Here is a 25,542-nt window from a genome sequence, read left to right on the forward strand (position 1 = left end):
TGCGGCAATACCCATTAACAATTCGCTGAAGGCTGCAACACATTAGCGGCCCATACACATTGCAATCATAGGGTTAACGGGTGTATTTAACAATTGATTAAAAGAAAAATCACTTCTTTAACAAGCCCCGACCGCCGCCGCATTCTGCCCGGCAGCCGCTAAACCTCCTGACTTCGTACTCTACGGTAGGGATAACACTATGTTTGGTTGGACCCCGCTGCAACGCAACGCGGCAATCGCCAGCTTTTCAAGCTGGACGCTCGACGCTTTCGATTTTTTCGTGCTGGTATTCTTACTCAGCGACATCGCGCAGTCCTTTCACGTCGGTCTGGAACAGGTCACGTTGGCGATTCTGCTCACGCTGGCGGTGCGCCCGATTGGCGCGCTGATCTTCGGGCGTGCGGCGGAAAAATATGGCCGCAAGCCGATCCTGATGTTGAATATCGTCTTTTTCTCGGTGTTTGAGTTGCTCTCTGCCGCCGCGCCCTCGCTGACGGTCTTCTTGCTGTTGCGGGTGTTGTACGGTGTTGCGATGGGCGGCATTTGGGGCGTGGCGTCATCGTTGGCGATGGAAACCATACCGGACCGCTCACGCGGCCTGATGTCGGGTATTTTCCAGGCCGGCTATCCGTTTGGTTATCTGCTGGCGGCGGTGGTGTACGGCCTGCTGTTCGAAACGGTCGGCTGGCGCGGCATGTTCGTCATCGGCGCGGCGCCGATCCTGCTGCTGCCGTTTATTTATTATTGCGTGCAGGAGTCGCCGGTATGGCTGGCGGCGCGTGAACGCAAAGAGAGCACCGCCTTGCTGCCGGTGTTGAAGAGCCACTGGAAGCTGTGCTGCTATCTGGTGCTGCTGATGGCGGCGTTCAATTTCTTCTCCCACGGTACGCAGGATCTGTATCCGGTGTTTCTGAAAGTTCAGCACGGTTTCGACCCTAAAACCGTCAGTATCATCGCCATTAGCTACAATATCGCGTCAATTATCGGCGGTGTTTTCTTCGGTTCGTTGTCAGAAAAGATCGGCCGCAAAAAAGCGATCATCATTGCCGCGCTGTTGGCGCTGCCGGTGATCCCGCTGTGGGCGTTTTCCAGCGGTTCGCTGATGTTGGGGATCGGCGCTTTCCTGATGCAGTTCATGGTGCAGGGCGCCTGGGGCGTGGTGCCGACCTATCTGACCGAGCTGGTGCCGGCCAACACCCGCGCGGTGCTGCCGGGGTTCGTGTACCAGCTGGGTAACCTGATCGCCTCGGTCAACGCCACGCTGCAAGCCACCATCGCCGAGCATCATGGGCATAATTACGGTCTGGCGATGGCGATCGTCGCCGGTACGGTGGCGGTGGCGATCGCCCTGTTGGTGTTCTTCGGCAAGGATACGCGCGGCAAGGCGATCACCGACGCGGTAGAAAATCCGGGTATGCGCGCCAACGTGTGAAAGAGGGGCGATTCGCGTGAGGTATGACCAGATTGCGCCGAATAATAACGCAAAAAAAGTGTTGTCATGTCGCGCGCGGCTGTGGTACCTCTGTAAGCATGAGTTCTGAATGAGCACAGTGAACAAATCCATTATGAAAGCCTTTGCCCAAGTGATTAGCCTAGTCGTGATTAGCGTGGTGGTGATTATTATCCCACCGTGCGGGGCTGCACTTGGACGAAGAAAGGCTTAGCAAACAAGCCGGAATCGCAAGAGAACCCCCGCACCGTCAGGTCCGGGGGTTTTTTATTGGCAAGAGAAAAGTGGAGCAAGGGGCAGAGCATGAAAAACAGAACAAAATCCTGCAGTTGTCGAAGAAAGGCGGGGAAATAACCATGAATGGCGCTCAGTGGGTAGTTCAAGCGTTGCGTGCGCAGGGTGTGGATACCGTATTCGGCTATCCGGGCGGGGCAATCATGCCGGTGTACGATGCGTTGTATGACGGCGGCGTGGAACACCTGCTGTGCCGCCATGAACAGGGCGCCGCCATGGCCGCCATCGGCTACGCCCGCGCCACCGGCAAAGTCGGCGTTTGCATCGCCACTTCCGGCCCCGGCGCCACCAACCTGATCACTGGCCTGGCTGATGCGCTGCTCGATTCTGTTCCCGTTGTCGCCATCACCGGCCAGGTGGGTTCCGCGCTGATCGGCACCGATGCCTTTCAGGAGATCGATGTTCTCGGCCTGTCTCTGGCCTGCACCAAGCACAGCTTCCTGGTGGAGTCGCTGGACGCCTTGCCGGGCATCATGGCGGAAGCGTTCGCCATCGCCGCAGGCGGCCGCCCCGGCCCGGTGCTGATCGATATCCCGAAAGACATCCAGCTGGCGCAGGGGGACTTGCACCCGCATCTGATGCCGGTTGACGAAGCGCCGGCGTTCCCGGCGGCGGCGTTGGCAGAGGCGGCCGCGCTGCTGGCGCAGGCGCACAAACCGATGTTGTACGTCGGCGGCGGCGTGGGCATGGCGCAGGCGGTGCCGGCGCTGCGTGAATTTATCGCGGTGACCCGCATGCCTAACGTCGCCACCCTGAAGGGGCTGGGCGCGCCGGACGCGCAAGACCCGCTGTATCTCGGCATGTTGGGCATGCATGGCGCCAAGGCTGCCAACCTGGCGGTGCAGGAGTGCGATCTGCTGATCGCCGTCGGCGCGCGTTTCGATGATCGCGTGACCGGCAAACTGAACGCCTTCGCGCCGCACGCCAAAGTGATCCACATGGATATCGACCCGGCGGAAATGAGCAAGCTGCGCCACGCGCATGTGGCCCTGCAGGGTGATTTGAAAACGTTGCTGCCGGCGTTGCAGCGCCCGCTGGACATCGCCGCCTGGCAGCAGCAGGTGACGGCGCTGAAAGCCGAGCACGCCTGCCGCTATGATCACCCTGGCCAGCCGATCTACGCGCCGCTGTTCTTGCGCCAGCTGTCTGACCGCAAGCCTGCCAACAGCGTGGTGACCACCGATGTCGGTCAGCACCAGATGTGGAGCGCGCAGCACATGACGTTCGAGCGTCCGGAGAATTTCATCACCTCCAGCGGCCTCGGCACCATGGGATTCGGCGTGCCGGCCGCGGTAGGCGCTCAGATTGCCCGCCCGCAAGATACGGTGATCTGCGTCTCGGGCGATGGCTCCTTCATGATGAACGTGCAGGAACTGGGCACCATCAAGCGCAAGCAGCTGCCGCTCAAAATCGTTCTGCTGGACAACCAGCGCCTCGGGATGGTGCGTCAATGGCAGCAGCTGTTCTTCGACGGCCGCTACAGCGAAACCAACCTGTCCGATAACCCCGACTTCCTGATGTTGGCCGCCGCCTTCGGCATTCCCGGCCAGCGCATCAGCAGCAAGGATCAGGTGGAGGGCGCCCTCGAGGCGCTGTTCAACACCGAAGGCCCTTATCTGCTGCAGGTCTCTATCGACGAACTCGAAAACGTCTGGCCGCTGGTGCCGCCGGGCGCCGGCAACGAAACCATGTTGGAGGAAATATCATGATGCAGCATCAACTCTCGATCCAGGCGCGTTTTCGCCCCGAAATGTTAGAGCGCGTATTGCGGGTCGTGCGTCATCGCGGCTTTCAGGTTTGTGCTATGAATATGGTTTCCCCGGCCAACGCCGACAGCATCAATATCGAATTGACCGTTGCCAGCCCGCGCCCGGTTGCCCTGTTGTCATCTCAATTAAGTAAACTGATGGACGTCTCCTGCGTCGAGATCCAGCAGCCAACATCACAACAAATACGCGCCTGAGGCGCCGAGAAGGATAAATAACAATGACAAAGAAAGCCGATTACATTTGGTTCAATGGTGAGATGGTTCCTTGGGCCGAGGCCAAAGTGCACGTGATGTCGCACGCGCTGCATTACGGCACGTCGGTATTTGAAGGCGTGCGCTGCTACGACTCGCACTTGGGGCCGGTGGTGTTCCGCCATCGCGAGCATATGCAGCGCCTGCATGACTCGGCGAAAATCTACCGCATGCCGGTTTCGCAAAGCGTCGACGAACTGATGGAAGCCTGCCGCGCCACGCTGCGCAAGAATAATCTGGTCAGCGCCTACATTCGCCCGCTGGTGTTCGTCGGTGATGTCGGCATGGGCGTCAACCCGCCGGCCGGTTATAAAACGGACGTGATTATCGCGGCGTTTCCTTGGGGCGCTTACCTGGGTGAAGAGGCGCTGGAGCAAGGCATCGATGCGATGGTCTCCTCCTGGCACCGCGCCGCGCCGAACACCATCCCGACCGCGGCCAAAGCCGGCGGCAACTATCTTTCCTCTCTGCTGGTGGGCAGCGAAGCGCGCCGCCACGGCTATCAGGAAGGCATCGCGCTCGACGTGCACGGCTACATTTCCGAAGGGGCGGGCGAGAACCTGTTCCAGGTGAAAGACGGCGTGATTTACACCCCGCCGTTCACCTCTTCGGCGCTGCCGGGCATCACCCGCGACGCGATCATCAAGCTGGCGAAAGACATGGGCTTCGAGGTGCGCGAGCAGGTGCTGTCGCGCGAATCGCTGTACCTGGCCGACGAAGTGTTCATGTCCGGCACCGCGGCGGAGATCACGCCGGTGCGCAGCGTGGACGGCATTCAGGTCGGTATCGGTAAACGTGGCCCGGTGACCAAACAGATCCAACAGGCGTTCTTCGGCCTGTTCACCGGCAAGACCGAAGACAAGTACGGTTGGCTGGATCCGGTAAACCCGTAACGACAAGGCTCGCCGCGCAGCGTGGCGGACGACAAGACAGACAAGATAAGAAATATCCAGGCGGTTCGTTCGCCGCCTGCCATAAATACATTTGGAGTGAAAAGAGCATGCCTAAGTACCGTTCCGCCACCACCACCCACGGCCGCAATATGGCGGGTGCCCGCGCATTGTGGCGCGCGACCGGGATGACCGACGCCGATTTCGGCAAGCCGATCATCGCCGTGGTCAACTCCTTTACCCAGTTCGTGCCTGGTCATGTGCATCTGCGCGATCTGGGCAAACTGGTCGCCGAACAGATCGAAGCCTCCGGCGGCGTGGCCAAAGAGTTCAACACCATCGCGGTGGATGACGGCATCGCCATGGGCCACGGCGGCATGCTCTATTCCCTGCCATCGCGCGAGCTGATCGCCGACTCGGTCGAATACATGGTGAACGCCCACTGCGCCGATGCGATGGTGTGCATCTCCAACTGCGACAAGATCACCCCGGGCATGCTGATGGCGGCGTTGCGCCTGAACATTCCGGTGATCTTCGTCTCCGGCGGTCCGATGGAAGCCGGCAAGACCAAACTCTCCAACCAGATCATCAAGCTGGATCTGGTGGACGCGATGATCCAGGGCGCGAACCCGAACGTCAGCGACGCCGACAGCGAGCAGATCGAGCGTTCCGCCTGCCCGACCTGCGGCTCGTGCTCCGGCATGTTCACCGCCAACTCGATGAACTGCCTGACCGAAGCGCTGGGCCTGTCGCAGCCGGGCAACGGTTCGCTGCTGGCCACCCACGCCGATCGCAAAGAGCTGTTCCTCAACGCCGGCAAGCGCATCGTCGAGCTGACCAAACGCTATTACGAGCAGGACGACGAGAGCGCGCTGCCGCGCAATATCGCCAACAAGGCGGCATTTGAAAACGCCATGACGCTGGACATCGCCATGGGCGGCTCGACCAACACCGTGCTGCACCTGCTGGCTTCGGCGCAGGAAGGCGAGGTGGACTTCACCATGGAGGACATCGATCGCCTGTCGCGCAAAGTGCCGCACCTGTGCAAGGTGGCGCCGAGCACGCAAAAATATCACATGGAAGACGTGCACCGCGCCGGTGGCGTGATCGGCATCCTCGGCGAGCTGGATCGCGCCGACTTGCTGAACCGCGAGGTGAACAACGTGCTGGGGCTGACCCTGCCGCAGACGCTGGAAGCCTACGACGTGATGCTGACCCGCGACGAAAGCGTCAAGAAAATGTACTCCGCCGGGCCGGCCGGTATCCGCACTACGCAGGCATTCTCTCAGGACTGCCGTTGGGATTCGCTGGACACCGACCGCAAGGAAGGCTGCATCCGCACCCGTGAGCACGCCTACAGTCAGGACGGCGGGTTGGCGGTGCTGTACGGCAACCTGGCGGAAAACGGCTGCATCGTCAAAACCGCCGGCGTGGATAAAGAAATCCTCACCTTCCGCGGCCCGGCCAAAGTGTATGAAAGTCAGGACGACGCGGTAGAAGCGATCCTCGGCGGCAAAGTGGTGGCGGGCGACGTAGTGGTGATTCGCTACGAAGGGCCGAAAGGCGGCCCGGGCATGCAGGAAATGCTTTACCCAACCACCTACCTGAAATCGATGGGGCTGGGCAAGGCGTGCGCGCTGATCACCGACGGGCGTTTCTCCGGCGGCACCTCCGGGTTGTCCATCGGCCACGCTTCGCCGGAGGCGGCCAGCGGCGGCCTGATCGCCCTGGTGCAGGACGGCGACATGATCGCAATCGACATTCCTCATCGCGGCATCCAGCTTGACGTCAGCGAGCAGGAGCTGGCGGCGCGGCATGAGGCGGAACTGGCGCGTGGCGACGCGGCCTGGACGCCGAAAAATCGTGAGCGTCAGGTGTCCTTCGCGCTGCGCGCGTACGCCTCGTTGGCCACCAGCGCCGATAAAGGCGCGGTGCGCGACAAGAGCAAACTGGGGGGATAAGCAGCATGGCGGTCTCTCAACCCCTACCCAGCGCCCCCTGCGGCGCGGAATATCTGCGAGCGGTACTGCGCTCGCCGGTTTACGAGGTGGCGCAAGTCACCCCGTTGCAGGCCATGAGCAAAATCTCTTCGCGCCTCGGCAACACCATTTTGGTGAAGCGCGAAGATCGCCAGCCGGTGCACAGCTTCAAGCTGCGTGGGGCCTATGCGATGATCGCCGGGCTGGACGAAGAGCAGAAGGCGCGCGGCGTCGTGACGGCTTCGGCCGGTAACCACGCGCAGGGCGTCGCCTTCTCCGGTAAACGGCTGGGCATCAAAACGCTGATCGTGATGCCGGTGTCCACTGCGGACATCAAAGTGGATGCGGTGCGCGGTTTCGGCGGCGAAGTGTTGCTGCACGGCGCCAATTTCGACGAGGCCAAGGCGAAGGCGATTGAACTTTCCCAACAGCAGGGCATGACCTTCGTGCCGCCGTTCGATCACCCGACGGTGATCGCCGGGCAGGGCACGCTGGCGATGGAGCTGCTGCAGCAAGACGCGCATCTGGATCGGGTTTTCGTGCCGGTCGGCGGCGGCGGCCTGGCCGCCGGGGTGGCGGTGCTGATCAAACAGCTGATGCCGCAGATCAAAGTGATCGGCGTCGAAGCGGAAGACTCCGCCTGTCTGCGCGCGGCGCTGGATGCCGGCCATCCGGTGGATCTGGCACGCGTCGGGCTGTTCGCCGAAGGCGTGGCGGTGAAGCGCATCGGCGACGAAACGTTCCGCCTGTGCCGTGAGTATCTGGACGACGTGATCACCGTGGACAGCGACGCTATCTGCGCGGCGGTCAAAGATCTGTTCGAGGACGTGCGCGCCATTGCCGAACCTTCCGGCGCGTTGGCGTTGGCGGGGCTGAAAAAGTACGTCCAGCAGCACAACATTCAGGGCGAGCGTCTGGCGCACGTGCTCTCGGGCGCCAACCTCAACTTCCATGGGCTGCGTTACGTTTCCGAGCGCTGCGAACTGGGCGAACAGCGCGAAGCGCTGCTGGCGGTAACCATTCCGGAACAGCAGGGCAGCTTCCTCAAGTTCTGCCAGCTGCTGGGCGGCCGCTCGGTGACCGAATTCAACTATCGCTACGCCGATGCCGACAACGCCTGCATTTTCGTCGGCGTGCGGCTGACGCGCGGCCACGCTGAACGGCGGGAGATCATCGACGAACTCAATGCCGGCGGTTATCAGGTGGTGGATCTGTCGGACGACGAGATGGCCAAGCTGCACGTGCGCTACATGGTGGGCGGGCGTCCGTCGAAGCCGCTGCGCGAACGGCTGTACAGCTTTGAGTTTCCGGAGTCGCCGGGCGCGCTGCTGAAGTTCCTGCAGACGCTGGGCACGCACTGGAATATCTCGCTGTTCCACTATCGCAGTCACGGCACCGACTTCGGCAGGGTGCTGGCGGCCTTTGAACTGGCGCAAAGCGAGCCGGAATTCGAGCGGCACCTGCAGGCGCTGGGCTACGATTGCCACGACGAAACCGACAACCCGGCGTTCCGCTTCTTTTTGCAGGGGTGAGTCGGATTGATAAGCAACCGTGACGCGTTAGTCAGTTTATGGGTTGCATGGTTGTGATTTTGTCGTGCATTTTTATACTGCCAAGACTTCTGACGTATAGGGATGCACGACAATGAAAACCGCTTTTTCTACGCCGTTCGGTTCTCCCGAAGACGATTTGACCAACGCCGAATTTGCCCGCCTGTTGGGCAATGCCGGGGTACAAGAATTCTATCGCGATATTAATCTGCAAGCCTTGCAGGACTCGCTGGACTGCAGCCTCGCGTTTCATGGCGTGGGAATTATTTTTTCCGACGGGCAAAACTCATTTTTAGTCCGCCCGACGCAGCACACCGGTTATTCGAACGCTTCGCAGGTCACCCACGTGGTCATCAGCAAAACGGTGGCTCATACCTCGCGCGTTGCCGCGACCAATACGCTGTCGGAAGCGTTGAGCAAACCCAGCGTCAGCAAAGAGTTGGCCTCGGCCGCGTTGTCGTGCGGAACGCTGCTGGTATCGGTATTTTTACTGGCGTCGGGCAGCGTCGCCGTGCCGTTCACCGGCGGCACCAGCTCTGCGGTGGCTTATCTGGGCTATGCCGGCATGGCCGCCAGCGCGCTGCAGTGCGGCAATGGGCTATACCGCGTCAACAAGCTTTATGACGGGAAAGGCGATGAATTGGCGCAGCTCGACTCTGAGCAGTGGTATATCGCCACCAGCACCGTACTCGATGTGATCTCGCTGGCCAGCGCGGGGGCCGCCCTGAAGGAAGCGACGATGACCTACCGCGCCATGCGCCGCATTTCGGCGCGCAAGGCGACGGAATGGCTGAAAAGCATGCCCCGCAGCGAAAGGAAACGGCTGACCGAAAACATCATTCGGGCGGAAAATCCGGGGATTTCCAATAACGTCTTGAAAGAAATGGTGAAGAACGGCTTATACCCGAAGCGTTACCCGACGGAAGCGATCCAAAACGGGCTGCGTCAGCAATTGCATTCGGCGCTCAATAACGCGTTGACGTTCGTGGGCAGCGGCATCAGCGGCACCCTGTCTGCGCCGGTGAATGTGAAAACCACCGGGCAGTATTTTGTGGGCATTATGCAGAAATTGCCGCAGTTGGTGAGGTAATGGCGGACTGGATGATTAAACGCCTGATCGCGCAGGGCCGGGAGATGGAAAGCCAAATCGCGGCGCGCGATCGCGCGCTTTTCGCCGGCGTGGATGCGCAGCTTGAGCAGCATTTCCTGACTCCGGGTCAGCGGCTGTCACCGCCGGGCGTCGGCAATGTCATGTTGCTGATGGTATGCCTGACGCTGGGGCTGGCGGGCGTGATGGGCCTGGCCACGGACGTGGCGGCCGCCTGGAGCGGCAGGACTTCCGCCGCCGTTCTCATGGGCAGCGGCGCGATCGTGGCGGTGTGGATGACGCTGATCCTGTTCCAACTGGTGCAGGGGAAAAACAGCGGGGTGGTATTGCTGCAATACTATCTTGGCATGCTCGGTCTGTGTTGCCTTGGCGCTGCAGTAGCGTGGGCGACGGGCGTGACCGGCATCGCCACCGTTGCCATGTTGCTGGGGGGCGCGGTGGGTGGTGTGCTATTCAGCAATCGGGCGGCGTTCTACCTCTATGTCGCTTATTTTCGCACGCGTCGGCGCGTGTTTATCAAACGCCGTTGGCAGAGGGAAGATCTGCGCAACACCCGATAAATCGTCAGAACGGAAAAGCTTATGACGCAACCTTTCTCCGGCTTTAGTCAGCAGGGCCTGAATTTCCTGCAGCAGGTGCGGATTGAGAATGATAAGGCGTGGTTCGACGGCAACCGCGACATCTACGATCGCGAGCTGCTGGCGCCGTTCCGCGCGCTGGTGGAGCAGCTGGCTCCCGGCATGCTGGCGATCGATCCGCAGTTCGAGACTCGCCCGGCGATCGGCAAAACGCTGTCGCGCATTCATCGCGATACGCGCTTTTCTCATGATAAATCGCGCTACCGCAGCCGCATGTGGCTGACGTTCAAGCGCCCGAGCAAAGACTGGAAAGATGCGCCGGTGTATTTTTTTGAACTGGGGCCGGACATGTTGCGCTATGGGCTCGGCTACTACAGCGCCAACAAGCCGACCATGGATCTGTTCCGCCAGACGCTGAGGCAGCGGCCGCAGCCTTTCCTTGAGGTGGCCGCCTGCTGCCGGCCGCCGTTCGAGCTGGTGGGCGAGAGCTACAAGCGCCCGCTGGTGAAGGAGCAGGCGGCGGAGATCGCCACCTGGTATAACCGCAAGTCGTTTGCGGTGATGGTGACCGACAGCGAAGTGGAAAAGCTGTTCAGCGCCGATCTGGCGCCGCGGCTGGCCGGGGCATTTTTGCAGCTTGAGCCGCTCTACCACTGGCTGATGCAGGTAGAGACGATGAAGCAGATCGATCCGGCGGATCTGTAAAAACCCCGCGTCAGCGGGGATGCAGCAACCGCCAAAAGGCGTCGATCAGCGGATCGCTGAGGCGCTTTTTCTGGACGCAGACCCCCAGCTTGAAGGGTTCGACCATCGAGATGTTATCCAGCTGCGAGATGCGGTTGCGCACCGGCTCCGGGCTGTTATCCACCACCACGCTCGGGATCAGCGCGATGCCGCAGCCCAAAGCGACCATCGACACGATCGCTTCGTGGCCGCCGACGGTGGCGTAAATCAGCGGATTGCTGATGCGGTGGCGGCGGAACCACAGCTCGATGCGTTTTCGCGAAGGGCCGTGTTCCGGCAGGATGAACGGGATCTCGGCCCAGTCGGGTTTGTCGGCAAACGCCTGGCTGCGTACCGCGCAGGGCAGCGCCGGTGCGATCAGCACCAGCGGGATTTCACCGATTTTGGTGAACGCCACGCTGGCGGGCAGCGTTTCCGGCCGGCCGGCGATGCCGAGATCGGCCTCGTTGGACTGCACCTTGTCGACCGCGTCGGCGGCGTCGCCGGTGGTTAGCTTAATTTCTACCAGCGGGTGCTGCGCGCGGAAGCGATCGAGGATCGGCGGCAGGTGGCTGTACGCTGCGGTCACCGAGCAGAACAGCCGCAGTTCGCCGCTCAGCGAAGGGCCGTGCTGGCCGAGCGAGTGCTTCAGCTGCTGATATTGCAGCAGCGTTTGCTGGGCGAATTCTTTCAGCTGTTCGCCGGCGTCGGTGAGCTGCACGGTGCGGTTATCGCGCAGGAACAGCGGCTGCCCGAGGATCTCTTCCAGCCGCTGGATCTGGCGGGAGAGCGTCGACGGGCTGACGTGCATCGCCTTGGCGGTGCGCCCGAAGTGATGGCTTTCGGCCAGATGCAGGAACAGCTTTAAATCACGTAAATCCATATCGATACGCTCGCAGTGAGAGTGTTGCAAAAATTGCAATATCACGTTCTCAATATATCAATTTAAGCAACGCATTTCCTGTTATACATTGAGTTTAACGAATCTCCGCACAGACAGGGCGGGGAATGAAAATAACAATGCAAGACAACATCAAACCGGAGTACCACCATGGCTAACTATTTCAACACATTGAACCTGCGTCAGCAGCTGGCGCAATTGGGTAAATGCCGCTTTATGGCGCGCGACGAATTTGCTGACGAAGCCGGCTACCTGAAAGGTAAAAAAGTGGTGATTGTCGGCTGTGGCGCCCAGGGCCTGAACCAGGGGCTGAACATGCGTGACTCCGGCCTGGATGTCGCCTATGCCCTGCGCAAAGAAGCGATCGACGAAAAGCGCGCTTCCTGGCGCAAGGCGACCGAAAACGGCTTTAAGGTCGGCACCTACGAAGATTTGATCCCGCAGGCGGATCTGGTGGTCAACCTGACGCCGGACAAGCAGCACTCTTCCGTAGTGCGTGCGGTGCAGCCGCTGATGAAAGACGGCGCGGCGCTGGGGTATTCCCACGGCTTCAACATCGTTGAAGTGGGTGAGCAGGTGCGTAAAGACATCACCGTGGTGATGGTCGCGCCGAAATGCCCGGGCACCGAAGTGCGTGAAGAGTACAAGCGCGGCTTCGGCGTGCCGACCCTGATTGCGGTTCACCCGGAAAACGATCCGAAAGGCGAAGGCATGGCGATCGCCAAAGCCTGGGCGGCGGCGACCGGCGGCCACCGCGCCGGCGTGCTGGAGTCCTCCTTCGTCGCTGAAGTGAAATCTGACCTGATGGGTGAGCAGACCATTCTGTGCGGCATGCTGCAGGCGGGGTCTCTGCTGTGCTTCGACAAGCTGGTTGCTGAAGGCGCCGATCCGGCTTACGCCGAGAAACTGGTTCAGTTCGGCTGGGAAACCATCACCGAAGCGCTGAAGCAGGGTGGCATCACCCTGATGATGGATCGCCTGTCCAATCCAGCCAAGCTGCGTGCCTATGCGCTGTCCGAACAGCTGAAAACCATCATGGCGCCGCTGTTCCAGAAGCACATGGACGACATCATTTCCGGCGCCTTCTCCAGCGGCATGATGGCCGACTGGGCGGAAGACGACGTGAAACTGCTGACCTGGCGCGAAGAGACCGGCAAAACCGCGTTCGAGAATGCGCCGCAGTTTGAAGGCAAGATCAGCGAGCAGGAGTACTTCGATCATGGCGTGCTGATGGTGGCGATGGTGAAAGCGGGCGTTGAGCTGGCGTTCGAAACCATGGTCGATGCCGGCATCATTGAAGAGTCGGCTTACTACGAGTCGCTGCACGAGCTGCCGTTGATCGCTAACACCATTGCGCGTAAGCGTCTGTATGAAATGAACGTGGTCATCTCCGATACCGCGGAGTACGGCAACTACCTGTTCGCCAACGCAGCGGTGCCGTTGCTGAAGGACTTCATGACCACCCTGCAGGCGGGCGATTTGGGCAAAGCCGTGGCGGGTACGGCGGTGGACAACGCGCAGCTGCGCGACGTGAACGAAGCGGTGCGCAGCCACCCAATCGAAACCGTCGGCCGCAAACTGCGTGGCTACATGACCGACATGAAACGTATCGCCGTTGCGGGCTGATTTTCCGCAAGATAAAAAACAAAAGCCGGCAGCAATGCCGGCTTTTTTATGCCTGCGGTGGCGCGATCAGTTGCCGTTCAAGGCCGCGCCGGATCGCGTGTTTGGCGTTGGCGACCCCCAGCTTACGCACCGCATTGCCGATGTGAAACTTCACCGTGCCGGTTTTGATCCCCAGGATCAGCGCGATCTCGTTATAGGTTTTGCCTTGGCTGGCCCAATAGAGAATTTCCCCTTCGCGCGGCGAGAGCCGATCCTTTCGGCCAGCCTCGGCGCTGGCCAACGCAAACGCGTGCTGGTGGGTATCGACCAAGACCATCTGCAGGCTGGCCCTTTCTTCCTCCATTAGCTGCCGCAGTTCGGCGTCATCGGCCGCCGTCGCGCTGATCGACAAGATCGCCAGGTTGTTGTCGTGATCGTGCAAAACAAAGCTGCAACCGTGCACGATGTCGTACTCCCGCGCCTGGCTGAAGATCTTCCGGTAATGCCGATCCTCGGTGGTGAGGGCGGTGTCGTGCCACATAAAGGGCGCACAGCGTCTATGGGCGGCGCGCACGACGGGATCGATGTGCTGATAGCGATTGGCATTGTAGATGTCCAGCCATTCTTGCGGGTAGTTCGATACCAGCAGATGGCGATCGGGATGGTGTTTGTTGAAGGTCAAGTAAGCGTATTTGAATTGGCTGAAGGCCTGTAGCCGGCCGTCAAGATGCAGTCTTGCGGCGACGGCGTGGGCGAATGTGGCTGCCATCGGTAACCTCCCTGTCGTTCGGCGGCTCAACCCGACCTGCACCAAAGTCCAGCTAGTCAGTGCGGTGGATTGAAATTTATACTCGGCTAATAAATTCAAAAAGACGGCAATGCCAAGACCCGAGCTTAGCAGCTCTGGGCGGAAATAAGCCAACGCCAGGGAAATTCTTTCAATCATCCTCTGATCAATGCTTCTGGGATCCATTGCGTGGGCGGCGGGGGTGACTTCGCCGCCGCCTTATTGATTATGCGGGCATCGCCGCTGCGGGAATGATGGCGCCGCGATGTTGGATCACCGTCGCAGCAAGCTGGTGGCCGCGCTGCGCCGCCTGCTGGGCGCCGCCGCCGTTCAGGCGCACCGCCAGGTAGCCGGCGCTGAAAGAGTCGCCCGCCGCGGTGGTATCCACCACGCGCTCCGGCGGCAGCGCGATCGCCGGCACCTCAAGCCGCTCCCCCTCCACATTGAACACCAGACAGGCATCCGCGCCGCGTTTGATAACGATCTCGCCGACGCCGAGCGCCTGCGTGCGCGTCACTATCTGTTCAACCGGCTGCGTTCCCCACAGCAATTCTTCGTCATCCAGCGTCAAAAAGGCGATGTCGGTGCAGGCCAGCACCTCGCGGTAGGCCTGCTGCGTTTCCTCACGGCTTGGCCACAGGCGCGGGCGGTAGTTGTTGTCGAAGATCACCTTGCCGCCGTTGGCGCGACAGCGGCGCAGCAACGCCAGCAGCTTCGTGCGGTCGGCAGGCGCGAGGATCGCCAGGCTAATGCCGCTGAGGTACAGGTAATCGAACTGCGCCAGCCGCGCGCACAGTGCGTCGGCCTGCGGTCCGGCAAGCCAATAGCGGGCGGCGGCGTCATTGCGCCAATAGTAGAAAGTGCGTTCGCCGGCGGCGTCGGTTTCGATCACGTACAGGCCCGGCAGCTTGTTGTCGAATTGCTGAATCAACCCGGTCTCGATCTTCTCCTGCCGCCAGGCCTGCAGCATCTCGCCGCTGAAGCTGTCGGTGCCGAGCGCAGTGACGTAATGCACCTGCAACGTCTGTTTCGGCATTTGGCGGGCGAGGTAGACGGCGGTGTTGAGGGTATCGCCGCCAAAGCCGCGCGTCAGCTGTGCGCCCTGCTGCGACAGCTCGATCATGCATTCGCCGATCACGGCGAGGTTTCGGATAGTCATCGTCAATAAGCCCTGGCTAAAGAAGAAGCAACAGCCACCAGTCTCCACGCAAGGCGGCAAGAGAGTCAATAAATTAAAACGGTGTTTTAATTTTTTATGATCGCGATCGGCCAACGCCAACAGGGTGAAGAGGAAAGCGTGCGGCAATTCGTGCTTAAAGTTTTACGCGGCGTGGCCGATAAGTTGGGTAAAGAAACAGCGGCAGCGCTCTCACTTCCCCGCCACGGCGATAGTACCGATGATAACCAATCTGATCTCGGGTCTGCTGGCGCCCTGTTTTGCCCTCTATGCCTGCGCCAAATCGCGGCGCTACTGGCGGCAATGCCGGCGCTTGTATACCTTCCAGCCGATTTATCGCACCAGCGGCGCGCTGTTGGCGGTGGAACTGCTGACGGCGGTATATCACCCGAATGAGCCGGACAAGCGGCAATCCCCGGAACACTATTTTGCCTCGCTCGGCGTCGCCCAGCGTTTGCGGGTGGTTCAGGAACAGCTGGCGCTGTTGCAGCGCTGGCAGGCGTTGTTCACCCGCCATGCGGTGATGGTGTCGGTCAATATCGACGGCATCGCGCTGCAAGCATTACAGCGTCATAGCGCCTTGCAACGGCAGATCGCCGAGATGCCCTATCTGCGCTTCGAGCTGGTGGAGCACGCCGCAACGGCATCAAGCCGCCCGCTGCAGCAGATTGTCGGCGGCGAGCGGCTGTGGCTAGACGATTTCGGTAGCGGGCTGGCCAACTTCTCCGCCGTCGGTGCCTGGCGCTATCAATACATCAAGGTGGCGCGCGAATTGTTCACCTTGCTCAAACAGTCGGAAGAGGGGGTGCAGCTGCTCGGCACCCTGATCAAGATGATGAACCAGCACAGCGACGGGGTGATCGTCGAGGGCGTGGAAACCGAGCAGGAGTGGCGGCTGGTGCAGCGCTCCGGCGCGTTGGCCGCCCAGGGCTACTACCTTTCCCGTCCGGCGTGCTTTGAAACGCTGCACAGTGTGCCGACGCTGTTCGCCGCGCCCGGCGCGCCGGCGTGAACTCCGGCCTATCCTCAGCTAGGCTTAAACGGGGCTGCTAACTCCTTTTCCTTTCATTCGGCAGCCCGATTTATGCGCTGAGGGAGCCGCTATGACAAGAACAGGAAAGGTTTTCAGCTGGCTGGGCGGCATTGTGCTGCTGCTGATCGTCGCGCTGGCGATCTTCATCGCGACCTTCGACTGGAATCGACTCAGGCCCGCCATCAACGACAAAGTGTCGGCCGAACTGCGGCGACCGTTCGCCATTCGCGGCGATCTGGGCGTCGACTGGTCGCGTAATCCGGATGAGGGCGGCTGGCGCGCCTGGGTGCCCTGGCCGCATATTCACGCCGAAGACGTGTGGCTGGGTAACCCGAAAAACATGCCCGGCGACAGCATGGTGACGCTGCAGCGCGTCGACGCCAGCATTGCGCCGCTGGCGCTGCTGGGTAAAGAGCTGCTGATCCCGCGCATCTGGCTGAAGCAGCCGAATGCTTCGTTGCAACGCCTGGCCAACGGCGACAACAACTGGACGTTTGACCTGGCCGCCGGCCAGGATCCCAAGCAGCCGCCTTCCGACTGGTCGTTCACCGTTCATGACATCGTATTCGACAAGGGGCAGATCGCCTTTAAGGACGCCACGCTGAAGGCGGATTTCCGCGCCGTCATCGATCCGCTCGGCAAACCGTTGCCGTTCAGTGAAGTGACCGGCAAACAGGGCGGCGACAAGGCCGCGACCCCCGATTACGTTTTCGGCTGGCAGGTGAAAGGCAAATATAACGGCGAGCCGTTGAGCGGCAGCGGCAAGATTGGCGGCATGCTGTCGCTGCAGAGCGCCGATTTGCCGTTCCCGCTGCAGGCCGATGTGCGCTCCGGCAGCACCCGGGTGGTGGTCGCGGGCACCTTGTCCGATCCGCTGAACCTCGGCGGCCTGGATGTACAGCTGAAATTTTCCGGTGAAAGCCTGAGCAACCTCTATGGCCTGACCGGCGTGTTGTTGCCGAATACCCCGCCGTATGCGACCGATGGCCATCTGACCGCCCGCCTGCATCAGCCGGGCGGCGCGGTGTTTGAGTACCAGAAATTCGACGGAAAAATCGGCGACAGCGACATTCACGGCAGCTTGAAATACGTTGCCGGTAAACCGCGGCCCACGCTGAGCGGCGCGGTGAACTCCCGGCAGCTGAGGTTGGCGGATCTGGCGCCGCTGATCGGCGCGGACTCCAACGCCGCCAAAGCCGGGCGCGGCGAGAAAAGCCGTCAGCCGGCGGATAAGGTGCTGCCGGTCGAACAGTTCGATACGCAAAGCTGGAGCAAGATGGATGCGGACGTGAAGTTTGCCGCCGCGCGCATTGAACGCGGCAGCGATTTGCCGCTGAGCGATCTGGCCACGCACCTGAAGCTGAACAATGGCGAACTGCGCCTGGATCCGCTGCGCTTCGGCATGGCGGGCGGCAGCCTGAACGCTGTCGTGCGCCTCGACGGCGGCAAAAAGCCGATGCGCGGGCAGGTGGATATGCATGCACGCAAACTTCAGCTTAAACAGCTGTTGCCGAACGTGGAGGCGATGAAGCGCAGCCTCGGGCAGATGAACGGCGACGCCAGGTTGACGGGCAGCGGCAATTCGGTGGCCGAGCTGCTGGCGACCAGCAACGGCGACCTGCGCCTGCTGATCAATAACGGGGTGATCAGCCGTAGCCTGATGGAGATCCTCGGTCTGAACGTCGGCAACTATCTGGTGGCGCAGCTGTTCGGTGACGACGTGGTGGGCATCAACTGCGCGGCGGCGGACGTCGGCATCCGCAGCGGCGTCGCCGCGCCGCGACTGTTTGTGTTCGACACCGAAAACGCGGTGATCAACATCACTGGCAACACCAACCTCGCCACCGAACGGCTGGATTTGTCCATCGATCCGGAAAGCAAGGGCATGCGCGTGCTGACCCTGCGTTCGCCGCTGTACGTGAAAGGCACCTTCAAGCACCCGGACGCCGGGGTCAAAGCCGGGCCGCTGATCGCGCGCGGCGCGGCGGCGGTGGCGTTAGGGGCGGTGCTGACGCCGGCGGCGGCGCTGCTGGCACTGGTCTCGCCCAGTGAAGGCGGCGAGGAGAACCCGTGCGGGCAGATCCTGCGGGAGATGAAAGGCAAAAAATAATCAGGCGCGCGGCGGCGGCGTGAGCAGCCGGCAGTCGTGATCCTGGATCTCTTCCGCCGAGGCCAGGGTGAACGGCAGCAGGCTGCGCTCGGTTGCCAGCAGCAGGAAATCGCCGTCCGGCAGCGCGGTCATCGCCAGGCCGAAGCTGCCCATGCGCCCGTCGGCGCGCGGCAGGCCGGAGGCCAGCAGGCGGAAGGCGCCCTGTTGTTCCAGTTCAGCGGCGGTCACCCGCCGCCCCAGATAGTCATGCCCCAACAGGCCGCCGGGCAGCGGTTGCCATTGCTTGATGAAATAGGGGCCGATTTGCGCCAGCCGCTGTTTTACCGCCGGCAGCAGGCAGGAGATATGAATGTGCAGCTGGTTTTGCGTGCGGCCATATTCCGAATTGATCGCCAGGGAAATATCGCCGTCGTCGATCGGTTTGCCATAGCGTTCCGCCATCACGTGGCGCGCGCGCCAGGCCTGCGCGAAGAAATTCGGCGTGGCGGCGTCCAGCACCGCCGGGCTTTCGATACCGGTGATTTTGGCGCTGGGCATCAGCAGGTATTGCAGCGGCCCGTTGCGATCTTTAAACACCACGAAACCGGCCTGCACATCCACCTGCGCGCAGGGCGCCGGGTTGTCGTGCGCCTGCTGATTGGGCAGACATTGCTGGCTGACGATGCGCCACAGCGCATCGGGATGGTCGGGTTTCAACCCGTAAAAGAGCGCGATGGCGATAGCCGCCAGCAGCGCCACGCAGACAAATACCCCACGACGCAGAGACATCGGCCGATCCTGTTACCGAGAGAAACATTCAGCATAGCCCGGTTTTATGACAGGAAACGAACACCGCGTGCGGCCCCCCGCAGTGAGAGGGCCGTAGGGGATCACAGCGACTGATGGCGGGTTTCTTTCATCAGCAGCAGGGCCAGCAGCGTCAGCCCGGCCATCGCCGCCAGGTACATGCCGACGTAGAACAGCCCGTAGTGGGCCGCCAGCCAAGTGGCGATATAAGGCGCCACGGACGCGCCGAGGATCGACGCGACGTTGTAGGAGAACGATGCGCCGGTATAGCGCACTTCGGTAGGGAACAGCTCCGGCAGCAGCGCGCCCATCGGGCCAAAGGTCAGCCCCATGATGCTCAGGCCGCACAGCAGGAAGCCCATCACCAGCGCCTGGTTGCCGGAACCCAGCAGGGTCGGGAACAGGAACGCGAAGCCGATCATCAGCAGGGTAATGGCGATCATGGTCTTGCGGCGGCCGAACGCGTCCGCCAGCAGACCGGCGATCGGCACCATCACGCCGAAACCGATCACCGCCACCATCAGCATCCACAGGAAGCTGTTGCGGGAGTAACCGAGCCCGAGCGGCTGCGGCGCGGTGCCGTAGGTCATCGAATACACCGTCATCAGATAAAACAGCGTGTAGGTCGCCAGCATGATGAAGGTGCCGAGGATGGTGGCTTTCAGATGCTTGCTCAGCAGCGTGCCGAGCGGCACTTTCACCTGTTTGCCGGCCTTGGCCACTTTGGCGAACACCGGCGTTTCATGCAGCGATACCCGCACGTACAGGCCAATCAGCACCAGCGCCGCGGAGAGGATGAACGGCACGCGCCAGCCCCATTCCATAAACTGCTGGTCGCTCAGCAGCCACGAGAGCAGCAGGAAGGTGCCGTTGGCGAAGAAGAAACCGATAGGCGCCCCTAACTGGGGGAAGGAGCCGTACAGCGCGCGCTTTTTGGCCGGCGCGTTCTCCGTCGCCAGCAGGGCTGCGCCGCCCCATTCGCCGCCCAGCCCCAGCCCCTGCCCAAAGCGCGCCAGCGCCAGCAGGATCGGGGCGAAGATGCCGATGGTTTCATAGCTCGGCAGCAGGCCGATCAGCACGGTGGAAATCCCCATGGTCAGCAGCGAGGCGACCAGCGTCACCTTGCGCCCCACGCGATCGCCGAAGTGGCCGAACAGCGCAGAGCCGATAGGGCGCGCGACAAAGGCGACGGCGAAGGTGGCCAGCGACTGCAGCGTCGCGGTGGTCGGGTCGCCCTGCGGGAAGAAGATGTGCGGGAACACGATCACCGCGGCGGTGGCGTAGATGTAGAAGTCGAAGAACTCGATGGCGGTGCCGACCAGCGAGGCGACGATGACTTTCCCGCGGGAGTTCACCGGTGTGGACGCGTCGTCGGCGTCGAGTGGGGGTGCGATGGTGGCTTGCATATCTATTTCTTATTGTTGGAGGGGGTAAAAATCCATCTTAGTGACAGCATTCCGCCTTTTCAACGCTGGAACTCTGGGCTGCGCCGCCACTAACCGGTTAAAAAGACTAATGTTTTACCTGGCTTGTTTTCTGTAGCGTTAAACGTTGAGAAATGGGGTTCATGCAGCGGGAATGGCTGTAAAAACGGGAAAGAAAAGTGATTGGGTAGTTTGTTATGCTGGTTTTTCGAATGCCATGCCGCATGATTTAGAGGGATTGACTGGTTTTATGCTTATTAACCAGAGGAAAGTGCCGGCGCGTGCGATAACACCGGCACGATTGCATGGCTTCAGCGCGCCGGCGGCTCGCGTTCCGGCAAGGCTTTGTCGCCTTGGTAGTCGGCCGTTGCGATCCAGGCGGCGCAAAACAGCGTCAGGCGGGCGAAGAAGTAGAAGAACGCCATCAGCCCGATCACCGAGCCGAAGGCCGCGCCGGAAGGCGATTTCGCCACCTGCGGCAGCGTCATCGTCATCACGAACTTGATCACCTCAAAGCCGATAGCCGCAAGCAAGGTGCCGCGCAGCAGCGCTTTTTTCTTCGGTTTGTGGCGCGGCAGCATCCAGAAAATCCACAGGAACAGCAGATAGTTGGCGAAAATCGAGATCGACAGTGCGATCGTCGTCAGCGCCGGCCGCAGCCATTCGATGCCGTCCAACCCCAGCGCGTTGACGATCGCCGCCTGCGCCGACCCGGCGACCGAGGTCAGCGACAGCGTGATGATCAGTGCGACCACCAGGCCGGTCAGCGAGATGAAATCGCGGGTGTACTTGAAATAGATTTTCTCCTGATCCTGCGGATTGCGCTCCCAGACGTCACGCGACTGCGCGCGGATCGCTTCGCGCAGGTTGCCCATCCAACTGATGCCGGAATAGAGCGCCAGCGCCAGACCGGTCAACCCCACGGTGGTGCGCTGCTGAATGGCGGTGTTGACGGTGTTCTTCAGCGTGCTGGCCAGCGTCGGATCGCTGATGCTGCCGACGATCCGGTTGATCAAGCGGGCCAGCAGATCCGGGTTGGAAGCCAGCACGAAACCGGCGGCGGCGAACGACACCATCAGGATCGGGATCAGCGAGAGGAATGAAAAATAGGTGATGGCGGCGCCGAACTGGCTGCCCAGCCGATCGTTAAAGCGTTCGGCGGCGCGCAGCAAGTGCGCCACGCTCGGCCAGGCTTTGATGCGTTCAATCAGACGTGAAAAACCACTGATGCGGCGGTCGAGCGTCTCATGGCCGGTCTTGATGGCGATAAGCGACTTCGGCGGCGTGTCTTGTGCGGGCTGGCGGCGTTCCTGGTCTGGTCCTGTAGGCATTACTTCACGATTTCCTTAACGTTAAACGGCATGTATCAGCGTTGATTATAGCCAAAGCCCTGCGGTGTTTTGAGCGCCGGGGCGGCAAACGGTCAATTTCCGAGCTTAACGCGTTAGCGCCCGGCATGAAATGCCGGGGATGGTGCGATAGGTAAAATTCCTATGAAAACCCCGTGACGCCTCGGTTTTTTTCACTTCTCTACCTCCAATTTTTATCTGTTTCGTCGGTGAGAAAGCGTTTACTCATGATGTGGCGTCGCGCTTAGCCGCTCGCCGCTCCGCTGCAGCCGTAGGGGCTGGAACGGTCTTATCCGTCATCAACAGAAAAACGGGAAGGTCTTATGAAATTGCTTAATCACCCCACCTGTCGTCCGTTTACCGAAGCGGGCAATCTGTCGCAGCTTTCCGCCTACTATGAAGAGGGTCGGCACATTATGTGGATGCTGCTGCGCGCCGCGCCCCTGCTTCAACCGGGCGCTGATCGAAGGCATCATGACGCTGGCGCAGGCGGCGAAGGGGCCTTCGCTGCGGTTCGATTTCTGGGTCACCGGCTCGCTGGTGCCGAACATGTTCAACGTCGGCGGCGATCTGCAGTTCTTCGCTGAAGCGCTCAAAAACCGCAAGCGCGAGGCGGTGATGGCCTACGTGCGGGCCTGTATCGACTGTGTGCATGCCGCGGCGCGTGGTTTCGACACCGGCGCGGTCAGCATTGCAATGGTCGAAGGTAGCGCGCTGGGCGGCGGTTTTGAAGCGGCGCTGGCGCACCATTTCGTGTTGGCGCAGAACAATGCGCGCATGGGGTTCCCGGAGATCGCGTTCAACCTGTTTCCCGGTATGGGCGGTTACTCGTTGGTGGCGCGCAAGGCGGGCATGCGCTTGGCCGAGGCGCTGATTTGGGGCGGCGAGTCGCACACCGCAGAGTGGTTCGAGAGCCGTGGGCTGGTGGATCAGCTATTTCAGCCCGGCGACGCTTACCTGGCGACGCGCACCTTTATCGATACCATCCGGCCGAAACTCAACGGCATGCGCGCCATGCTGCGGGCGCGTCAGCGCGTATTGCAACTGACGCGTTCCGAGCTGATGGATATTACCGAGGATTGGGTCCACTCGGCCTTCACCATTGAGGAAAAAGATCGCGCCTACATCGAGCGGCTGGTGATGTTGCAGGATCGCCACACCCTGAACCTGCGTCTTGCCGGCTAACGTTAACGCGCCAGCCTCACGCGGAAGCTGAGCGCGGGCGATAGGACTGCAGCCAATGCTCCAGCTGTTCCGGGAGCATTGGCCGCGCAAACAGAAAGCCCTGTTTTTCGTCCACGCCGACCTCGTCGAGGAACTGATTTTCGCTCTCGGTCTCCACCCCTTCGGCGATCACGCGGAAGGCCAGCGCCTCCGCCGCCGCGACGATCGCGCGCACCAGCGATTGCGATACCGGGTTGAAATTCACCCCGCGCACGAAGCTTTTATCCAGCCTGATGGCGTCCAGAGGAATACGCGCCAGCTGCGCCAGCGACGAATAGCCGGTGCCGAAGTCGTCGAGATGCACCTGCGCGCCCAGTTCGCGTAGTCGGGTGATCAGCGCGCGCGGTTCTCGTCTTCAATCAGGCTGCTCTCGGTCAGCTCGAAGTCCAGCAGGCAGGGGGCCATGCGATGGCGGCGCAGCACCGCGAGCAGCTCGTTGACGATGCCGTCGTCGGCCAGCTGCCGGGCGGAGAGGTTGACCGCTACCCGCAGGTTCAATCCCTGCTCTTGCCACTGCGCCGCCTGGCCGGCGGCGGTCTGCAGCACCCATTGACCCAGCGGGCCGATCAGGCCGGACTCCTCGGCGTAGGAGATGAACTGCAGTGGCGGGATCAGGCCGCGCTCCGGCGAATCCCAGCGCACCAGCGCTTCCACGCTGTGCACTTCGCCGCTGCGCGCGTCGATTTTAGGCTGGTAATACAACACCAGCTGATTTTGCTCCAGCCCTTTGCGCAGATTGGTGTCCAGCCACATGTACTCGGCAACGCGTTTGTTCATCTCCGGCGAAAAGACGGTATAGGTGCGTTTGCCGTGCTCCGGGCACAGCGCGATGCCGATCGAACAACCGGTATACACCTCAATCAAGCCGATGCGGAAAGGGGTCTTCAACCTGTCGATAATGCGCTGCGCCAGCGTTTGCAGGCGCTCGCGATCGGTCTGCGGCGCCAGCACCAGAAATTCGTCGCCGCCGAGGCAGCGGCTTCTTCCGGGCTCATAAATAGCTGGAAAACGTTTTTGCCGATCGCCTCGTGTTCGTGCAGCCCGGCGTACTCCTCGCTCAGCCGGTTGAAACGCTGAATACGGCCGTGCTGATCGACGATTACGATCACCGAGTTGGCTTCGGATACCATTTGTTCGGTGAAGGATAGACCGTGCACCAGATCGCGCGCCACGGATTGGGTGTCGCTGAAGGCGGAAGCGGTGTCCGCCCATTCGAGACGGTTGACGCGGCGCCCCACCAGATGCAAATGCAGCGGTTCACCGGCTAGCGTAATGGTCAGCTCAAGGCTGGCGGTGACGCCGGTCAGACGGCGAATTTTCGCCGCTTCCATGGCGCTGAGCGCTACCGCGACGTTTAACGGCGGACAGCTCCAGGGTATTACTGTCAAACGCCAGCCGCCAGTGGGGGCTTTGGGTGCCGAAGTGAGCGCTAAGAAGCCCAGGGCCTTGGTCTGCGGGCATGACGATTCCTCAAAAGAGCACGGTCGGCCGGTCGGCGCAGCTCCGGGGAGCCTGCTGGTCCGAAAGCGATCGCCGTACGCATCTGTGCATCATATAACAGGTTTTTACAGGCGGGGCGGGTGATGGAAACTATTACATAAGCAATGATGAGTTTTACGGTGTCAACGTCGCCCGGCGGCCGCTTGCCTTAAAGTGTAGGGGAACATCGGATCGTGTGATGCTTGTACTGATTTTTCCCGCTATCGGAAAACGGTTGATGCAAGGTTGCCGTGCAGGCGAGTAAATTATAACGGTAAGGGGAAAACGGGAAAATAACTCCGCCGGGGGGATTCTTGCCGGGAAATTAAAATTTCCATCAAATAAACGCCATCTTCATAGTTTTCTCATAATTGGTGAATAAATCCGAGACGGGTTTTAAAAAGTTTACACACCCTCGCATTACTTGAAATTTATCCGCCTATTATTATCTCCGACGACGAATGAGCCTGTTAACGTACAGCGCTCCTGATGAAGAAAAACTTTTAAGGAAATGATTATGCGTAAATTGACGGCTTTATTTATTGCTTCCACGCTGGCTCTGGGTTCTGCTTCCGCGGCGTTCGCCGCCGATACGGCGACGGCCCCGGCGGCGGATGCGGCGCCGATGAAAATGATGCATCACAAGGGTGAAGGCAAAGGCGGCCCGTTCGCCGGGCTGAACCTGACCGAGCAGCAGCGCCAGCAGATGCGCGATATCATGAAAGAGTCGCACCAGAAGCGCGGGCCGGGCATGAAAGAGGAGCGCCAGGCGCTGCACAATCTGGTCGCTTCCGACAGCTTTGACGAAGCGAAGGCGAAGGCGCAAATTGACGCGATCGGCAAAGCGCAATCCGAACGCATGCTGGCACGCGCCAAAGCGGAAAATAAAATGTATAACCTGCTGACGCCTGAGCAGAAAAAACAATACAATGAGAATTATCAGAAACGCGAACAAAAGATGATGGACCATATGAATAAAATGAAGGAGCAGATGTCCTCCGGTCAGTAATATCCGCTCGCGGTGAATAAAAAAGGGCCAGACTATTTGTCTGGCCCTTTTGCTTACCTCACTACA

General features: G+C 60.9%; 20 protein-coding genes and 2 pseudogenes. 15 read left to right on the forward strand and 7 right to left on the reverse strand.

Annotation, left to right across the window (positions count from 1 at the left end):
- The first annotated feature begins 199 nt into the window (after window positions 1–199).
- The 10 genes from ACMGF7_RS08650 to ACMGF7_RS08695 all read left to right on the forward strand — a co-directional run bounded on the left by ACMGF7_RS08650 (window position 200) and on the right by ACMGF7_RS08695 (window position 10,574).
- Complete coding sequence (locus ACMGF7_RS08650) at window positions 200–1,432, forward strand: MFS transporter (RefSeq protein WP_004929950.1); 1,233 nt, start codon at window positions 200–202, stop codon at window positions 1,430–1,432.
- Between the two features lie 133 nt (window positions 1,433–1,565).
- A complete protein-coding gene (ilvL, locus tag ACMGF7_RS08655) occupies window positions 1,566–1,664 on the forward strand; it encodes an ilv operon leader peptide (protein ID WP_013814970.1) in 99 nt (32 codons plus the stop codon).
- 142 nt (window positions 1,665–1,806) lie between these two features.
- The gene (gene ilvG, locus ACMGF7_RS08660) at window positions 1,807–3,453 is read left to right on the forward strand and encodes an acetolactate synthase 2 catalytic subunit (protein ID WP_197763976.1); all 1,647 of its coding nucleotides are present in this window, start codon (window positions 1,807–1,809) and stop codon (window positions 3,451–3,453) included.
- Window positions 3,450–3,707, forward strand: coding sequence for an acetolactate synthase 2 small subunit (gene ilvM / locus ACMGF7_RS08665; RefSeq protein ID WP_004929955.1), 258 nt, complete (start codon window positions 3,450–3,452; stop codon window positions 3,705–3,707). The genes ilvG and ilvM overlap by 4 nt, the downstream gene beginning before the upstream one ends.
- A gap of 23 nt (window positions 3,708–3,730) precedes the next feature.
- Complete coding sequence (locus ACMGF7_RS08670) at window positions 3,731–4,657, forward strand: branched-chain amino acid transaminase (protein WP_004929958.1); 927 nt, start codon at window positions 3,731–3,733, stop codon at window positions 4,655–4,657.
- 107 nt (window positions 4,658–4,764) lie between these two features.
- A complete protein-coding gene (gene ilvD, locus ACMGF7_RS08675) occupies window positions 4,765–6,615 on the forward strand; it encodes a dihydroxy-acid dehydratase (RefSeq protein WP_406889475.1) in 1,851 nt (616 codons plus the stop codon).
- A gap of 5 nt (window positions 6,616–6,620) precedes the next feature.
- Entirely contained in the window at window positions 6,621–8,165 is a 1,545-nt protein-coding gene (ilvA, locus tag ACMGF7_RS08680; protein WP_016930473.1) for a threonine ammonia-lyase, biosynthetic, read from the forward strand.
- 112 nt (window positions 8,166–8,277) lie between these two features.
- Window positions 8,278–9,273 carry a hypothetical protein gene (locus tag ACMGF7_RS08685; protein ID WP_197763977.1) on the forward strand — a complete coding sequence of 332 codons (996 nt, stop codon included), beginning with the start codon at window positions 8,278–8,280 and terminating at the stop codon, window positions 9,271–9,273.
- Complete coding sequence (locus ACMGF7_RS08690; protein WP_049241650.1) at window positions 9,273–9,851, forward strand: hypothetical protein; 579 nt, start codon at window positions 9,273–9,275, stop codon at window positions 9,849–9,851. Before ACMGF7_RS08685 ends, ACMGF7_RS08690 begins: the two co-directional genes overlap by 1 nt.
- Before the next feature lie 21 nt (window positions 9,852–9,872).
- Complete coding sequence (locus tag ACMGF7_RS08695; protein WP_164096012.1) at window positions 9,873–10,574, forward strand: DUF2461 domain-containing protein; 702 nt, start codon at window positions 9,873–9,875, stop codon at window positions 10,572–10,574.
- Window positions 10,575–10,584: 10 nt separating this feature from the next.
- Here ACMGF7_RS08695 and ilvY read toward each other — a convergent pair whose 3' ends face one another.
- Window positions 10,585–11,475: an HTH-type transcriptional activator IlvY gene (ilvY, locus tag ACMGF7_RS08700; protein WP_420286418.1), complete on the reverse strand. Its 891-nt coding sequence runs from the start codon at window positions 11,473–11,475 to the stop codon at window positions 10,585–10,587.
- 168 nt (window positions 11,476–11,643) lie between these two features.
- Between ilvY and ilvC the strand changes: the two genes are divergently transcribed.
- Window positions 11,644–13,119, forward strand: coding sequence for a ketol-acid reductoisomerase (ilvC, locus tag ACMGF7_RS08705; protein ID WP_049241652.1), 1,476 nt, complete (start codon window positions 11,644–11,646; stop codon window positions 13,117–13,119).
- A 46-nt stretch (window positions 13,120–13,165) separates the two neighbouring features.
- Here the strand turns inward: ilvC and ACMGF7_RS08710 are convergent, their stop codons facing one another.
- Together ACMGF7_RS08710 and ACMGF7_RS08715 are read right to left on the reverse strand one after the other, a co-directional pair.
- A complete protein-coding gene (locus ACMGF7_RS08710) occupies window positions 13,166–13,867 on the reverse strand; it encodes a LuxR family transcriptional regulator (protein WP_197800792.1) in 702 nt (233 codons plus the stop codon).
- A 244-nt stretch (window positions 13,868–14,111) separates the two neighbouring features.
- Window positions 14,112–15,044, reverse strand: coding sequence for a sugar kinase (locus ACMGF7_RS08715; protein ID WP_049241657.1), 933 nt, complete (start codon window positions 15,042–15,044; stop codon window positions 14,112–14,114).
- Between the two features lie 238 nt (window positions 15,045–15,282).
- Here ACMGF7_RS08715 and pdeH point away from each other — a divergent pair, with 238 nt between their 5' ends.
- Together pdeH and ACMGF7_RS08725 are read left to right on the forward strand one after the other, a co-directional pair.
- Window positions 15,283–16,074: a cyclic-guanylate-specific phosphodiesterase gene (pdeH, locus tag ACMGF7_RS08720; RefSeq protein WP_021505226.1), complete on the forward strand. Its 792-nt coding sequence runs from the start codon at window positions 15,283–15,285 to the stop codon at window positions 16,072–16,074.
- 91 nt (window positions 16,075–16,165) lie between these two features.
- Window positions 16,166–18,205 (forward strand): AsmA family protein, encoded by a 2,040-nt coding sequence (locus ACMGF7_RS08725; RefSeq protein ID WP_049241658.1) that lies wholly within the window; start codon window positions 16,166–16,168, stop codon window positions 18,203–18,205.
- Here the strand turns inward: ACMGF7_RS08725 and ACMGF7_RS08730 are convergent, their stop codons facing one another.
- The 3 genes from ACMGF7_RS08730 to yhjD all read right to left on the reverse strand — a co-directional run bounded on the left by ACMGF7_RS08730 (window position 18,206) and on the right by yhjD (window position 21,746).
- Window positions 18,206–18,973, reverse strand: a complete 768-nt coding sequence (locus ACMGF7_RS08730) for a CDP-diacylglycerol diphosphatase (protein ID WP_049241660.1) — start codon at window positions 18,971–18,973, stop codon at window positions 18,206–18,208. It lies immediately after the preceding gene.
- 101 nt (window positions 18,974–19,074) lie between these two features.
- Complete coding sequence (locus tag ACMGF7_RS08735; RefSeq protein WP_004929985.1) at window positions 19,075–20,397, reverse strand: MFS transporter; 1,323 nt, start codon at window positions 20,395–20,397, stop codon at window positions 19,075–19,077.
- Between the two features lie 329 nt (window positions 20,398–20,726).
- Complete coding sequence (gene yhjD / locus ACMGF7_RS08740; protein WP_049241663.1) at window positions 20,727–21,746, reverse strand: inner membrane protein YhjD; 1,020 nt, start codon at window positions 21,744–21,746, stop codon at window positions 20,727–20,729.
- A gap of 341 nt (window positions 21,747–22,087) precedes the next feature.
- On the opposite strand from yhjD, the pseudogene ACMGF7_RS08745 reads away from it, so the two are divergent.
- A pseudogene (locus ACMGF7_RS08745) lies at window positions 22,088–22,949 on the forward strand (crotonase/enoyl-CoA hydratase family protein).
- 16 nt (window positions 22,950–22,965) lie between these two features.
- Here ACMGF7_RS08745 and ACMGF7_RS08750 read toward each other — a convergent pair.
- A pseudogene (locus ACMGF7_RS08750) lies at window positions 22,966–24,449 on the reverse strand (EAL domain-containing protein).
- Window positions 24,450–24,984: 535 nt separating this feature from the next.
- Here ACMGF7_RS08750 and spy point away from each other — a divergent pair.
- Complete coding sequence (gene spy / locus ACMGF7_RS08755) at window positions 24,985–25,476, forward strand: ATP-independent periplasmic protein-refolding chaperone Spy (protein WP_049241665.1); 492 nt, start codon at window positions 24,985–24,987, stop codon at window positions 25,474–25,476.
- Window positions 25,477–25,542 lie beyond the last annotated feature (66 nt).

Origin of the sequence: Serratia sp. BNK-17 (genome assembly GCF_048684935.1) — a bacterium.
In the GTDB taxonomy this organism is placed as follows: domain Bacteria; phylum Pseudomonadota; class Gammaproteobacteria; order Enterobacterales; family Enterobacteriaceae; genus Serratia; species Serratia nematodiphila.